Below are 12,589 nucleotides of genomic sequence, written 5' to 3' on the forward strand. Positions count from 1 at the left end.
CTTTCTCCTGAGTTGCTGCAACTCAGGCAATAAGTTCGTGAACGACGCGGGCTGGTTCCACGCCCGTCAACCTTTGGTCAAGACCTTGGTAGGGGAAAACGAATCGCTCGTGATCGATGCCTAGTAGGTGCAAAATGGTCGCGTTCAGGTCGCGAATGTGAACAGGGTCTTTGACGATGTTGTAGCAGAAATGATCTGTCTGGCCATGTTCGTACCCACGTTTCATGCCTCCACCAGCCATCCAGGCAGTAAAACATCGTCCATGATGATCGCGTCCGTGATTGGTCGCTGTCAGTGTCCCTTGGGAGTAAATAGTGCGGCCAAACTCTCCTCCCCAGATCACGAGTGTGTCATCGAACATCCCCCGCTGTTTCAGGTCAGCGACCAGCGCGGCAGAAGCACGATCGGTATCAGCAGATTGCTCGCGAATCTCTTTCGGCAAATGAAAATGCTGATCCCAACCGCGATGGAAGAGCTGGATGAATCGGACGCCACGCTCCGCCATGCGACGAGCCAACAGGCAATTGGCAGCGAAAGAACCAGGGCGATGAACGTCTTCGCCATAAAGTTCTAAGGTACTAGCCGACTCGTCGGAGAAGTCGACCACCTCAGGCACCGAAGTCTGCATGCGGTAGGCCATTTCGTACTGCGCGATGCGCGTATTGATCTCAGGGTCCAGCATCTCTTGCTGATGGAGCCGGTTCAATTCGGCCAAACCATCGAGTTGATTCCTTCGACGATTTGCCGTGATTCCCGGTGGATTATTCAAGTACAGGACCGGATCCCTGCCAGCACGAAACTGAACTCCCTGATGATCTGACGGCAGAAAGCCGCTCCCCCAGAGGCGGGCGAACAGGGGCTGCATGGCTTGCCGCTTGCCGCGTGACGTTAGCACGACATAAGCCGGCAAGTCTTCCGTTTCGCAACCCAAACCATAGCTGAGCCATGCTCCGAGACTTGGTTTGCCAAGTTGCTGCGTGCCGGTGTTGATGAAGGTGATGGCCGGGTCGTGATTGATGGCATCAGTATGGAGCGACTTAATGATGCTGATCTCGTCGACCATTTTGGCAGTTTGTGGCAGCAGCTCGCTGACCCAAGTGCCCAGCGCTCCATGACGTTCAAACTGAAACATCGGGGCGACGACTGAGAAACTACTTTGCCCGCTAGTCATCCCCGTGATGCGCTGTCCACCACGAACCGAGTCTGGCAATTCCGTGCCATGCAATTCTCGGAGTTCGGGATGGTAATCAAACAGATCAATGTGCGACGGCCCGCCCGACTGGAAAAGATAAATAACACGCTTGGCACGCGCTGGGAAATGCGGCAGCGACGGGAGCCCAATCGCTTGAGACTGCTGCGTTGTTGCGGCAGCTTTTCGCGACCCCAGCAACCCGGCTAGAGCGGCAGCCCCGAGGTACCCGGCTGTTCGGCCGAGCAAATACCGCCGAGTCATTTGTAGCGCCAGATCGTTGCTAAGTTTTTCAATTGCAGGGAGCATGTCTCGATCACTCCTTGGTCATCGTTTCGTCAAGGTTGAGCAGCATCGAAGCAATGCAAGTCCAAGCGGCATGTTCGGCCAAATCCAGTTCACCATCACGTGGTGAATCGCCGACCTGAAGTAGCTTTTCTGCGGCTGCAGTATCATCCTGAAACTCAGCGAGGTGCCATTCGTACCTATCCGCTATGATTTGCAATTCCCGGTCGGTCGGCTCACGCGAAGTCGCCAGCAGAAATCCCAGCTTGGCCCTCTCTTCCACGACGTCACTGGTTTCCTTCATCATTCGTTCCGCCAAGCCGCGGGCAGTTTCGACGAATGTCGGGTCATTCAGCAGTACGAGAGCCTGCAAAGGGGTGTTGGTGATCTCTCGTTGCACGACGCACGTTTCCCGGTTGGGAGCATCCAGCGCAACCAAGTTTGGCGGTGGCACGGACCGTTTCCAAAACGTGTAGAGCCCTCGACGATAGAGTGCCTCGCCGCTCGCTTGTTGAAACTGCTGAGCCGTAAACTTGCTGTTGTCTTTCTGGTGGGCCAGTTCCAACCAGAGGCCCGCTGGTTGGTAGTTCTTTTCGCTCGGTCCGCCGATCTTCTCGTTCAAGAGGCCACTAGCGTGCAGAGCCAGATCTCGAATCAACTCAGCCTGCAACCGGAAACGCGGGCCGCGGGAGAGCAAACGGTTGTCAGGGTCTTGTTCATTCTTATGTACCGTGGAGGCAGAAGATTGACGATAAGTTGAAGAGAGCACCATCAGTCGCAGCATATGCTTCACGTCCCAGCCGCTCTCTACGAACTCCACTGCCAGCCAGTCCAACAGTTCGGGATGGCTTGGCCAGGCACCCTGGGTGCCAAAGTCTCCTGAAGTGGAAACGAGCCCATCGCCAAACAACATTTGCCACATCCGATTCACGGTAACTCGTGCTGTGAGCGGATGCTTCGGCGAGGTGAGCCAACGTGCTAATGCCAGGCGATCCTTAGCACCTGACTCAGGCAAAGCGGGTAGAACCGTGGGAGTCGCTGGCGAAACTTCTTCTTGAGGGCTATCGTATTGCCCGCGTTCAAGCCGGAAGGTCTTTCGAGGCCGCTGTAATTCTCGCATCACCATCGTGGTGGTGATTTCCTGATTCAGCACCTCAAGCTGTCGGCGAGCTGCCAGCAACCGACTACGTAGATCCTGATAATCCTTTTCTGGGAAGATGTTCTCGCGGTAGTAATCCTTAAGCTTGTTAACATCTGACTCACTTCGTTCTTCGCGAGCCGTTCTAAGAATCTTATGAATTGCCGGCGGTATGCGATCATCTTTCGTCCTTAACGCGAAGTAGAACTCGCACTCCCAACTGATGTTGACCACTTTGGCAAGCAGGTGGTTTTCTCCCGGTAGTAACTCAACCTCAAATTCCCGTTGCCGTTGCGGTACCGGTAGAGAACGCCGACGGTCGATGAGCTGCCGGCCATTCAGCCAGAGTTGAATCGCGTCGGTGCATCCGACTGAGATGAGGGCGGAGCGCGCTTCTTTAACGGTGATCGTGCGATGCAGGTAAGTCGCTGAGCGTTCGAAGGGGAAGCTATGAGCGTGTCCATCAGTGAGTGATGCTGCCGCGGTCCAGGTTTTCTCTTCTTCTCGAACTGAAACAGGTTTGCTTAGGTCGATTTTGTCCTTAGGAGTTAGATAACTGGAGTTGAGAACTTCCGCTGCCGTCTCTTCAACAATCGGGGGCAGCGTATACCACTGCGAATCTTTGAGAGCGGGGCGCAAATCCTCGCCCACTGTTGAGGGGGCCGCCATCTCCCACTTTTGCTGAGCAAGGTCCAGGCGTTCTTCCCATGGTTTCAGCTCGTTCTCTAATCGCTTGATGGTCTGTGAGAGTTGTATCTGTTGCGTCTTCTGTTCGTCGTTGGGCAGCTGTAGCAAGGGAGTCGCATTCCCACGCTGCCCGTCGAGACCTTTCTCGTCAATTGTGTTGAAGAAAGCGAAGAGCCTAAAATACTCTTCTTGGCTGATCGGATCGTACTTGTGATCGTGGCAGCGTGCGCAACCCAGGGTGAGCCCCATCCAAACCACCCCGGTCGTGTTCACACGATCAACGACATACTCAACGTGGTACTCCTCAGGGATCGCTCCGCCCTCGAAATTAATGCCGTGGTTGCGGTTAAACCCTGAGGCGATCAACTGATCTTTCGTCGGCTCGGGGAGCAGATCTCCTGCAAGCTGCCACGTCGTGAAGTCATCGAACTTGAGATTCTTGTTGTAAGCCTGAATTACCCAATCACGCCACGGCCACATCTCACGATGGCTATCAATGTGATAGCCGTGGGTGTCGGCATATCGCGCCGCATCGAGCCACACGAGCGCCATGCGTTCACCGTAGTGCGGTGAAGCGAGCAACCGGTCCACCAATCTCTCATAGGCATCGGGGCGGTCATCCGCTAAAAACTCGTCGATCTCTGGCAGCGTCGGAGGTAATCCAGTGAGGTCGAGTGACAGCCGGCGAATTAGGGCACGTTTCCCCGCTGGCGGCGCCGGCTGTAGTCCTTCTTGAGCGAGACGACTCAAGACAAAAGCATCAACCGCGTTGGCAATTCTGAATCCCTCAGAAGGCGCATTCACGTCTGGGGGTTCGACTCTCTGTGGCCTAATCATCGACCAATGCTTCTGATAGGCCGCACCCTGTTGGATCCAGTTCGCGAGCAACTTTTTCTGATTGCGGGTGAGCTTCTGGTGGCTCTCCGGTGGTGGCATGAGCAAGTCGGGATCGTGACTATTGATTCGGGCAACGACTTCGCTCTCGCCAACTTCCCACGGTACGATTGCCCGTGTACCCGAGTCGAGCTGCGCGGTGGCGGAAGCTTGCTCGTCGAGTCGCAAGCCTGCTTCACGACTTTGTTCATCAGGCCCATGGCAGGCAAAGCAGTTCTTCGCCAAGATCGGGCGAATATCGCGATTGTAGTTGATCGGTTCCTCAGCGAACGACACGTTGGCACTACACGTGAATAGAGCCGCCGTGTGAATCGCAAACTTCTGTAGGGCTGTCATCACGATCAATACCCCTGTTTCATATTCACACTCACCATTCGTGGCGAGACGCGCGTCAGTTCCTTGCCTTGCCTATCGTAAGCAATCGCCCGCACTAAGTGACGCCCAGGGGGGGCTTCCGACGTTGGCCATTGAGCGACTCTGCGGACAAAAATGCCGTGCGAATCAAATCGTTCTTCGTCAGTGGCTGGGTGTTCCGAGATGACTTGGCCCTGTAAGTCCACAATCTGAAAAACGACTTTTTCGACTGCCGTGGCACGATTCGGCGGCATGGCAACCATCGCCTTTACATGTGGCAAGGTTTCTTGGCTCCAAGGAGTATCAACGCGAATTGGCATAATAATCGGCCCACTCACCTTCCAGTGGGACCGCTCGAACCGCTCGACCAGTTTTACCCGGGCTAGATTCGCCGGTTGCTGGACGCTTAAGGGGCTGCCAAAAAGAAAACTGCGATCAGAGCGGGGGCCTCCATCGCTGTAAGACAGCTCGGCATCAATGCCGATCACTTCGCCCACTTTTGCTTGGAACTTAGGGAAATTCTCCCAGGGCAGCTTAAACTCGACTTCGAGACCAGTTTTCGTTTTCTTCGCAGCGACTTCGATTCCTATCTCTTTGATTGCATCTTCATAGCCCGGCCGAAGACAAAAGCGAGGACTTACTTTTTCAAGGTACATGGGAGTAAAGAAGCAGTGGACTGAACCCTGGCCCCACTCTCGGTTGAGGAAGTCGCTGCCCCGACGAGTATCGAAATACCACTCAACCGCATCTCCCTCCCACAACGGGTGCTCCTGTGAGTAGCAGTGTTCGTCGAGTGTGCGCAAGCCGACGTAGAAGGCCGCCTCGTCCCAAAGAAAGAAAAACTGCCCAGGACGGTTCTTGGAATCTGGGTGGAAGTACTCTAATGGGGCGGCAAAGGCGTTCGAGTATTCTTCGAGATTACCATCGATGACGATCGAACCCTCAGCACGGGGCACGACTGCCCGTACTTGGTCATGCAGCTTCTGCTCTTCAGCCTGGGCTTGGTGCACGAGAAATGCTCCGCCAAGAATGCAAAGTAATGTGAGTAAAGCTTTTTCTGAGGAGATCGCCATAAGTTTCATCTCAACTCCTCGTAGGCAAGATCGTATTAAGGATTAGGAACCGACTCAGCGGAGTGTTCGCGTCGGTCCGTGGCGATTGTTGAGTCGCGAATGACGAGTTCCGTATCAATGATCACCTGACGGCTCGTAAAGTCTTCTTCATCGATGCGCTGCAAAATGGCCGTGAACGCAGCATGTGCGAACGGATCGACGGGCAGACGAATCGTTGTTAACGGCATGTGTAGCAATTCAGAGATCGGATCGTCGTCGAACCCAGCCAGCTTCAAGTCGGTCCCGATTTCAACACCTAAGAAACTAAGGTGACGTCCAAGAATCGCTGCAAATCGATCCATCTTTGCGATGACCGCGTCAGGTTGTATTTGCTTCATCAGGTGGCGGCAGAAATCGAGATCGAGATCAACTTCGTGAACAGCACAAACCAGTTGCGGATCCACTTCCAATCCATGCTGGTAATGGGCTTCGTAAAAGCCTCGGAGCCGATCGTTGACTGCGGTTGAGTCCTCAGGGATACCGAGAAACGCAATGCGTTTCGCACCTTGGTTGATCATGTGATCGGTTAGCAGCATGCCCCCTCTACGATTATCGAAACCGACGCGAATAAACTCGCTGCGTTCCGGGTAGGTGGTGATGTCGCGATCGACGAGAACAACTTCTATCCCAGCTTGGGTAAGTTGGTCAACAATCTCTCGATTGATTCGCATTTTGTCGCTAGGCAACTCAGCCGGATAGTACAAGACGCCGTTGACGCCGTCATCAATTACTTTCTGAGCTGCGTTGAGCATGCCGGTTCTGAGATCGTGGCAACTCGAATCGAAACAGTGCAGAGCGATCGAGATTCCCGCCTCGCCGGCGAGGCGAGCTATGCGTTGGTAGATGAGTCCTTCCACGTAAGGCAGACGATCATCTGAATCCACCCAGGGCACCAAGAACGAGAGACGTGTCACTGGCGAGTTGCCGTCGCGATGCTTGACGTAGGTCCCTGAGCCACGGCAACGATCCACGAGCCCCATCTGTTCCAAATCGCGCATCGCACGCGAGACAGTGGTCCTCGAAACTTCAAAATGCTGCATCAATTCGGCTTCAGTTGGCAGCTTTTGACCGGGCGGATACACCCCTTGCCAAATCTGTGATCTGAGCAGTTCGAAGATACGACGATACCTTGGCTGATCGCCATTCGAGCCGTTTGCTTCAGGAGTGATACCGTTGCGATTTGGCATTTTTGAAGAGGTTACACGAAGTTTCTTGACGGAATCTTCGCATGCCAGAAAAGAGAAGGAGTGTAGCTGCTACTGCTCATGCTAACTGTTTTGCCGCGGCATGCAAGCGAAACGTGCGATCAAATGATGTGTCATTTCAATCGATGAAACTCCGTATTTGACTGCATCGGAGCGGTCTCAAACGCTGTTATAATGCGGCTAGGCAGAGCACCCTGCAATGCAACCTCCGCGTTCATTGACTCGCAGGCGTCCCGTGTTGCATCCGACATGCTCGCTCCCAATGCAAAAATATACGATGAAGTCTTCTCAAGCCCATCTCTTTCTTCGCACGCTGGCATTAGCCATAACCTTGGCGTCGTCGTCGCCAGCCCGAGAGCACGCGGTAGTTTCTGGAGCCGTCTACGAGATTGATCCGATGATCGGGACAATCTCGAAGCGGAGTGACGACGACTTCTATGGACTGGGTAAGACCTTTCCAGGAGCCGTGGTTCCGTTTGGGATGGTGCAGTTTAGTCCCGACACAATCACTGGAGGCGATAATGCCTCCGGTTATAACTACCTTCACGATTCGATCGAGGGCTTCAGCCTGTGCCACTTAAGTGGGACCGGTTGGTATGGCGAGTGGGGTAATTTTCAGATCATGCCCACCACTGGCGAATTAGAAGTCGACCGCGACAAGGCACGTTCGCCGTTTCGTCATGAGGCGGAAAGTGCCTCAGCGGGTTACTACTCCGTACATCTCGACCGCTATAACATCCAGGCGGAGCTCTCCGCAACACAACATGCTGGAATCATGCGTTTAACTTCTCCTGGGAAAGAGAGCATGCGCATTCAGGTTGATCTCGCCCGCCGCATCGGGATGAAGCAGCGCTGGATAGAACATGGCCATCAAGTGATTGAATTTCTTGACGACCAGACCGTCCAGGGTTGGATGGAGTGCCCGCATACCGACGGAGGATGGGGCAAGGGGGCAGGGGGGGTTTCCTATCGGCTTTACTTCTTTGCTCAATTCAGCCAGCCTTTCGCGAAGCATGGCGTTTGGGACAAGCTTCAGCCGATGCCCAATAAGTCAAAGTACAAAGGTTCAAATGTCGGTTTCTATGCGGAGTTTGAAACCGATGCAGAGGAACAGGTCCTCATGAAGGTGGGCATCTCGCTCGTCGATCTTGAAGGGGCGAAGAACAACTCGGCCGTCGAGATCCCGGGCTGGGATTTTGACGCAACCCGCCAAGCCGCTCGCCAGCGCTGGGCAGAGATTCTTGACCTCGTTGAGTTCAAGGGCGGATCGCAAAAAGACCGCACGATCATGGCGACGGCCCTCTACCACTGCTTTATGGACCCGCGCAGCATCGTGGACGTTGATGGGCGGTATCGGGGTGCCGACGGGGAAATCCGCCAGTCACAGGGCTTCACCTACCGCACAGTGTTTAGCGGCTGGGATGCTTTTCGCAGCCATTTTCCACTACTGACCCTCATCCGACCGGACGTGATCCATGACGAAATCAACTCTTGGGTTGAACTGGCCCAGGCGACCGGACGTGACTACCTTCCCCGTTGGGAAATGATGCACTCCTACTCAGGTTGCATGCTGGGAAACCCGGCCGTTTCAGTGGTGCTGGACGCTTACCAGAAAGGCATACGCACCTACGATATCGACCGCGTCTATGAGTTGTGCAAGAACAGCGTCGAACGATTCGGCAATCACCCCCGCGGCTTCACGCCCAACAGCCTTTCCCACACAGTCGAGTATGCCTATTCCGATTGGTGCGTGGGACGCCTCGCTGAAACATTGAACAAACCGGCACATGCCAGAAAGTATTACCATCGCTCTCTCGCTTATCGAAACCTGTGGGACACCGAAGTCCGCTGGCTACGTGGCAAAGACGACGACGGCAATTGGTTGAAGTGGTCGAAGAAGACGGACTACGGCCAAGGATGCACGGAGAGCAATCCCTACCAGCAAGCATGGTTCGTCCCCCATGATGTCAGTGGCTTAATCGAGTTGATGGGACACGAGTATTTCGAGGAAGAGCTGATCGCTTTTTTCGAGAAGGCTCCCGACGACTTGCAGTGGAGTGACTACTACAATCATCCGAACGAGCCATGCCACCACGTCGCCTTTCTTTTCAACTACATCAATAAGCCGTGGCTAACGCAAAAATGGACGCGGGCACTCTGCAGCACGGCCTACGGGCTCGGCCCCTACGGCTTGGGAGGTAACGAAGATCTTGGACAGATGTCAGCGTGGTATGTGTTGGCCGCCGCAGGATTACATCCAGTTTGCCCCGGAGATGGCATGTATCAACTTACCAGCCCCGTTTTCGACGAAGTAACGCTTCGACTTGATCCAGATTTCTACTCGGGGAGTACGTTAAGAATCGTGGCGAAGAAGAATTCGCCGGAGAACATTTACATTCAATCGGTAGAACTCAACGGCAAGGACTTGTCTCGGTGCTGGATTAGTCATGACGAGGTCGTCGCAGGAGGGACGCTTATCTTTGAAATGGGACCCTCTCCGAATCATCAGTGGGGAACCGCTCCTCCCGGATCAAACCTGCCGGAAACCCTTCGATGATCTTCCCGAAATTGAAATACCGCCTTCGATTTGGCCTAATTATTTTGGCTGAAGCTGTGATGCTCGTGGCTTGTACGAAGTCCTGGGCGGTTGATTTCTCCCGTGAGATTCGCCCCATTCTCATGGACCACTGCGTGCAGTGTCATGGCCCTGATGAGCAGCAACGGCAGACGGACTTGAGGCTCGATACTGAGGAGGGCATTGGAGTCGCGTTTGCCTCTGGAGTGTTTGAGGAAAGCGAAGCGTGGCGACGCATCCATTCCGTCGATCCTGAGGAACAGATGCCACCCCCAGAGTTTCGTAAGCCTCTCTCGGGCGATCAACGGGAGGTACTGAAACAGTGGATGGTTGAGAAAGCCCCTTGGTCGCGTCACTGGGCCTTTGTCGCTCCTCAGAGAATTGAGCCTCCAGGGATTGCCGGCGTCGCGCATCCGATCGATCGTTTTGTGGTGACCAAACTCAAGGAAGAGGGGCTTGAACCTTCTGAGGGGGCAACCCGCGAAACGATGATTCGTCGCTTGAAGTTAGATTTGCTAGGCCTACCGCCGACCCCCGAAGAAGTCGACAGGTTTGTCTCCGATGAATCGTCCGATGCTTATGAAAAGCTTGTCGACCGGTTTCTCGCTTCCCCTCACTACGGTGAACGAATGGCCGTTGAGTGGCTTGACGGAGCGCGCTACGCGGACACCAACGGATATCAGAACGATTTCAAACGGAGTATGTGGTTATGGCGTGATTGGGTGATTGAGGCTTTCAACGAGAACCTGCCCTTCGACCAATTCACGCGAGACCAGATCGCGGGCGATTTATTACCTTCGCCTACCCTCGATCAACGGATTGCCACTGGCTTCAACCGAAATCATCGGACGGTTACTGAAGCCGGGTCGATCTCGCAGGAGTGGCTCGTTGAGAATGTCATTGATCGAGTCGAAACCACCGCGACCGTCTTCCTAGGACTCACCATGGGCTGCGCGCGTTGCCACGACCATAAATACGACCCCATTAGTCAGCGTGACTTCTATCAATTCTTCTCGTTTTTCAACAACTTGAGAGAGCAGGGCGTCTATCAGGAAACTCGCGGCAATGTCATGCCAGTACAGCCGGTGCTGCCAAAAGAGGGGTTGCAACGCTTGGTCGATTTGAAAGAGAGGCTCGCGGCAGCCGAAGCGGAGGTCGACCGACTACGGCCTCAAGTCACTGAAGAGGCGAAGACATGGACAATCGAGGATTCGGCTTTCAAATCGCAGGAAGCTGCACCGAAGAGCAAGCTTCACGTGCGCTTGGCCGGCGACGCTGTGGCAATAAGCGAGAATGGAGAAACCCTGCAGCCCTCAGAAATGTCCGGGAAGATCACCTGGACGGAGAGCCTGCTTGGGCAAGTCGCAAAGTTTACAGGTCTGCACACACTCGCCTACGGACAAGCAATTGCGCCGGAAAGAGAGAAGCCTTTTGCGATCTCATTCTGGGTGAAGCCAGATAAAATCGGTTCGATCCTCGACAAGATCGACCTCAAGCAAGGCTCCCGCGGTTTCGACATCTACTGGCAGCAGGACGGTCGACTCGAGCTGCACTTCATCCACAGTTGGCCTGGGGATGCGATGAAAGTTTCGACCAAAGCCAAGGAGTCCGTTCCCAGGAATCAATGGTCACACGTCATGGTGAACTATGATGGCACGGGCAAGGCTGCGGGTGTCACCGTCCATGTGAACGGTAAGCCGGTGCCGCTCAAAGTTGAGCATGACAAGCTGCGGAGTTCATTCACGGTCGACGAACCGATTCGTATTGGTCGAACGTCCCGGGGCTGGATGTTTTTTGGCTACCTGTCTGACGTTCGATACTTCGAAAAGAACCTCAGCGAGAACGAAATAACTGCGATCGCACGCTCCGGACTGCAGGGAATCTTTCGAGAGAAGGCAGCAGGAGTGACAGCCGAAATCAAGGACGCAAAGTTTCAAACTGAACGAGCTGCGCTCTTTGCTGACTTTTCTGATCATCCCATAGCAGTTGAGCTTCGCAAGGCTGAAGCCAGCGTTATTGGACTGCAGAAAGAGATCACTGATCTTGAAGCATCCGCACCGACCGTCATGGTCATGGAAGAGCTTTCCAAACCACGACAGACCTTCGTCCTGATACGCGGTGAGTACGATAAGCCTGACAAGTCGCAAGCCGTCACTGCCGACACGCCAGCGTTCTTGGGTAAACTCCCCGACGATGTCAAGAAAGACCGTCTTGCGCTCGCAAATTGGATGACAGCCGAGGAGAATCCGTTGACTGCCCGGGTGAGGGTGAATCGGCTTTGGCAGATGCTCTTCGGGGTGGGCCTGGTCAAGACTTCAGAGAACTTCGGTGTGCAAGCTGAGCCCGCGTCTCACCCTGAACTGCTTGATTGGCTAGCAGTGGAATACATTCGCCTGGGCTGGGACACCAAAAAGCTACTGAAGTTGATCGTCACCAGCGGTACGTATCGTCAATCTTCAAGGGTCTCGCCAGAGCTGCTTGATCGTGATCCAAACAACCGCTTGCTAGCCCGCGGTCCGCGCTTCCGCATGCCCGCTGAAACCATTCGTGACAACGCGTTGGCAATCAGTGGTTTGTTGACGAGGAAAATCGGCGGCGAATCGATCCGGCCCTATCAGCCCGAGAAACTTTGGGACGAGTTGGCGGGCGGCGCTGGCGAAGGCAAGTATGTCCAAAGTCGCGGCGAGAATCTGTACCGTCGCAGTCTCTACATTTATCGAAAACGGACGGTCCCTCACCCGGTCACCAGTACCTTCGACGCCCCAAGTTTTGAAATCTGCCAAGTTTACCGTGCTCGCACGAATACCCCTCTCCAAGCACTGGCACTTCTCAATGATGTGACCTACGTCGAAGCGGGGCGGAAGCTTGGCGAGAGGATGTCCACTTATGAAGCCAAGAGTCCTAGCGATAAACTCGCCTACGGCTTTCGGCTCGCAACGGGGCGTAAACCGTCGCCCGAAGAACTAGCCACACTTGAGGCGAGCTATCGTAGCAAGCAAGATTTCTTCCGCGAAAGTCCCGAGGAGATCGAGCGATACCTCCAGCATGGCGAGTCAGAGACAGGCGTCGAAAAGTCCGAGGACCTTGCTGCTTATGCTGCCATTGGAAGCGTCTTGCTCAACTTGGATGAGACGATCACGAAAGAGTAAC

At 54.5% G+C, this 12,589-nt stretch carries 6 protein-coding genes; 2 read left to right on the plus strand and 4 right to left on the minus strand.

Annotated features, from left to right (window positions below):
* Positions 1 to 22 precede the first annotated feature (22 nt).
* Genes RIB44_06370 through RIB44_06385 form a run of 4 tightly spaced genes read right to left on the minus strand, consistent with a single transcriptional unit; the run spans position 23 to position 6,846 of the window.
* Entirely contained in the window at positions 23 to 1,498 is a 1,476-nt protein-coding gene (locus RIB44_06370) for a DUF1501 domain-containing protein (protein MEQ8616201.1), read from the minus strand.
* A gap of 7 nt (positions 1,499 to 1,505) precedes the next feature.
* On the minus strand, positions 1,506 to 4,529 hold the full coding sequence (locus RIB44_06375; protein ID MEQ8616202.1) for a PSD1 and planctomycete cytochrome C domain-containing protein: 3,024 nt from the start codon (positions 4,527 to 4,529) through the stop codon (positions 1,506 to 1,508).
* 5 nt (positions 4,530 to 4,534) lie between these two features.
* Positions 4,535 to 5,620: a sugar-binding protein gene (locus tag RIB44_06380; protein MEQ8616203.1), complete on the minus strand. Its 1,086-nt coding sequence runs from the start codon at positions 5,618 to 5,620 to the stop codon at positions 4,535 to 4,537.
* 35 nt (positions 5,621 to 5,655) lie between these two features.
* On the minus strand, positions 5,656 to 6,846 hold the full coding sequence (locus RIB44_06385; protein MEQ8616204.1) for a GntR family transcriptional regulator: 1,191 nt from the start codon (positions 6,844 to 6,846) through the stop codon (positions 5,656 to 5,658).
* 295 nt (positions 6,847 to 7,141) lie between these two features.
* On the opposite strand from RIB44_06385, the gene RIB44_06390 reads away from it, so the two are divergent.
* Together RIB44_06390 and RIB44_06395 are read left to right on the plus strand one after the other, a co-directional pair.
* Positions 7,142 to 9,421: a GH92 family glycosyl hydrolase gene (locus RIB44_06390; GenBank protein ID MEQ8616205.1), complete on the plus strand. Its 2,280-nt coding sequence runs from the start codon at positions 7,142 to 7,144 to the stop codon at positions 9,419 to 9,421.
* On the plus strand, positions 9,418 to 12,588 hold the full coding sequence (locus RIB44_06395) for a DUF1553 domain-containing protein (GenBank protein ID MEQ8616206.1): 3,171 nt from the start codon (positions 9,418 to 9,420) through the stop codon (positions 12,586 to 12,588). The genes RIB44_06390 and RIB44_06395 overlap by 4 nt, the downstream gene beginning before the upstream one ends.
* Position 12,589: the final 1 nt, after the last annotated feature.

It is taken from the genome of Lacipirellulaceae bacterium (genome assembly GCA_040218535.1).
Classification (GTDB): domain Bacteria; phylum Planctomycetota; class Planctomycetia; order Pirellulales; family Lacipirellulaceae; genus Adhaeretor.

Excerpts from the sequence above, each read along its gene's own strand:
- RIB44_06395 (MEQ8616206.1), top strand. The coding sequence starts at position 9,418 with ATGATCTTCCCGAAATTGAAATACCGCCTTCGATTTGGCCTAATTATT.
- RIB44_06380 (MEQ8616203.1), bottom strand. The coding sequence starts at position 5,620 with ATGGCGATCTCCTCAGAAAAAGCTTTACTCACATTACTTTGCATTCTT.
- RIB44_06375 (MEQ8616202.1), bottom strand. The coding sequence starts at position 4,529 with ATGACAGCCCTACAGAAGTTTGCGATTCACACGGCGGCTCTATTCACG.
- RIB44_06385 (MEQ8616204.1), bottom strand. The coding sequence starts at position 6,846 with ATGCCAAATCGCAACGGTATCACTCCTGAAGCAAACGGCTCGAATGGC.
- RIB44_06370 (MEQ8616201.1), bottom strand. The coding sequence starts at position 1,498 with ATGCTCCCTGCAATTGAAAAACTTAGCAACGATCTGGCGCTACAAATG.
- RIB44_06390 (MEQ8616205.1), top strand. The coding sequence starts at position 7,142 with ATGAAGTCTTCTCAAGCCCATCTCTTTCTTCGCACGCTGGCATTAGCC.